Annotated in this window: 1 protein-coding gene; it reads left to right on the forward strand. The window is 73.0% G+C overall.

Features of this window, described 5'->3' with window-relative positions:
* The coding region (locus tag Ani05nite_RS40655) for a condensation domain-containing protein (RefSeq protein ID WP_203777553.1) at positions 1–2,662 on the forward strand (2,662 nt) is incomplete at both ends.

The following is a 2,662-nucleotide window of genomic DNA, read 5'->3' on the forward strand; positions in this document are numbered from 1 at the left end:
GGGGTGGCGTTGCTGCACTCGTCGGTGTCGTTCGACCTGACTGTCACGGCTCTGTACACGCCGCTGGTCTCCGGCGGCCGCGTGGTGCTGGGCGACCTCGACGAGCGGACGCCCCCCTCGACGTTCATGAAGGTGACCCCGTCGCACCTGGCCCTGCTGGAGGCGTTGCCCGCCGAGGTGTCGCCGTCGGGCACGCTGGTCACCGGTGGGGAGGCGTTGACCGGTGAGGTGATCCGGTCGTGGCGGGCCGCGCATCCGGATGTGGCGCTGGTCAACGCGTACGGGCCGACCGAGGCGACGGTCAACTGCACCGACTTCGCCATGCCCCCGGGCTTCCGGCCCGCGCCGGGCCCCGTGCCGATCGGGCGCCCGTTCTGGAACACCCAGGCGTACGTCCTGGACGACCGGCTGCGGCCCGTCCCACCCGGCGTCACCGGGGAGCTGTACGTGGCCGGCGTGGTGCTGGCGCGTGGCTACTGGCGGCGGCCGGGCCTGACCGCGGAACGGTTCGTGGCCAACCCGTTCGGCGCGCCGGGCAGCCGGCTGTACCGCACCGGCGACCGCGCCCGGTGGACGGCCGACGGCAACCTGGTCTATGCCGGCCGGGCGGACGGGCAGGTCAAGCTGCGCGGGTTCCGGATCGAGCCCGGCGAGATCGAGGCCGTCCTGGCCGCCGACCCGGCCGTGCACCAGGCCGCCGTGCTCGTCCGCGAGGACCAGCCCGGCGACCAGCGCCTGGTCGCCTACGTCCGCGGCGACGCCACCGGCCTGCGCGAGCGCGCCGCCGCGGTGCTGCCCGACTACATGGTCCCCGCCGCGTTCCTGGTCCTCGACGAGTTCCCGCTGACCCCCAACGGCAAGCTCGACCGCCGCGCCCTGCCCGCCCCCGACTACGGCCCCGCCGCCGCCGGGCGGGCCCCGCGCGGGCCCCGCGAGGAGTTGCTGTGCGGGCTGTTCGCCGAGGTGCTCGGCGTCGAGGGGGTCGGCGTCGACGACGACTTCTTCGCCCTGGGCGGGCACTCGCTGCTGGCCACCCGGCTGGTCAGCCGGATCCGTTCGGTGCTGGACGTCGAGGTGGGCGTCCGGCAGCTGTTCGAGACGCCGACCGTCGCCGGCCTGGCCACCGCACTGCACGCCGGGCCGGCGGTGCGGGCGCGGCTCACCGCGGTGGTGCCCCGCCCGGAGCGGTTGCCGGTGTCGTTCGCGCAGCAGCGGCTGTGGTTCCTGCACCAGTTCGAGGGCCCGAGCGCGGCGTACAACTCGCCGGTGGCCCTGCGGCTGACCGGCGTCCTGGACGTGGCCGCGATGCACGCGGCCCTCAACGACGTGATCGCCCGGCACGAGAGCCTGCGGACCGTGTTCGGCGAGGACGCCGGCGGCCCGGTCCAGGTGGTGCTCCCGGAGGCGTCGGCCGAGCTGCCGGTGGTGCCCACCGACGCGGCGTCGCTGCCGGCGGAGCTGGCCGCCGCGGTGCGGCACCGCTTCGACCTGAGCACCGGGATTCCGGTACGGGCCATCGTGTTCGCCGTCGGCGCGGACGAGTACGTGTTGCTGGTGCTGACGCATCACATCGTCAGTGACGCGTGGTCGCGGGGGCCGTTGGCTCGGGATCTGGTGACCGCGTATGCGGCTCGGGTGGCCGGTGGGTCGCCGTCGTGGTCGCCGTTGCCGGTGCAGTACGCCGATTACAGCTTGTGGCAGCACGAGATCCTCGGTGAGCAGGAGCTGGGCCGGCAGTTGGACTTCTGGAGGCAGACCCTGGACGGGCTGCCGGAGCAGTTGGAGCTGCCCACCGACCGGCCGCGTCCTGCCGTTGCTTCCTACCGGGGTGAGCGCATCGATTTCGATGTGCCGGCGGATGTGTACGCCGAGGTGAGTGCGTTGGCCCGGCGGTTGGGTGCGAGCCCGTTCATGGTGTTGCAGGCCGCCCTGGCGGTGTTGTTGACGAAGTTGGGTGCGGGCACGGACATCCCGATCGGGACGCCGGTTGCGGGGCGTACCGATGAGGCGGTCGAGGACCTGATCGGGGTGTTCATCAACACGCTGGTGCTGCGGACCGACACCGCTGGTGATCCGTCGTTCGTGGAGTTGGTGGCCCGGGTGCGGGAGACCGATCTGGCGGCGTACGCGCATCAGGATCTGCCGTTCGAGCGGTTGGTCGAGGAGCTGAACCCGCAGCGGTCGCTGGCCCGGCACCCGCTGTTCCAGGTGCTGCTCACCCTCGACAACACCGACCATCACCGCGCCCTGGACAGCCTCGCCGGGCTGCCCGGGCTCGCCGCCGCCGAGCAGGTGCTCGACACCGCGGTGGCCAAGTTCGACCTCGCGTTCGGCTTCTCCGACCACCGGGCCGGCGCCGGCCTGCGCGGTGTGCTCGAGTTCGGCACGGACCTGTTCGACCGGGCCTCGGCCGAGCTGATCGCGGACCGCTTCCTGCGGGTGCTGCGATCCGTGCTGACCGATCCGCGGGCGCCGATCGGCGCGGCCGCGATGCTGGACCACGCGGAGACCGAGCGGATTCTCGTGGGGTGGAACGACACCGCGCGGCCGATGCCGCGGCAGTCGCTGGTGGAGTTGCTGGCCGAGCAGGTGGCGCGTACGCCGGATGCGGTGGCGGTGGAGTGCGGCGGTGTCGTGTTGACTTATGCCGAGTTGGATGCCC

This window comes from Actinoplanes nipponensis (assembly GCF_016862275.1).
GTDB lineage: Bacteria > Actinomycetota > Actinomycetes > Mycobacteriales > Micromonosporaceae > Actinoplanes > Actinoplanes nipponensis.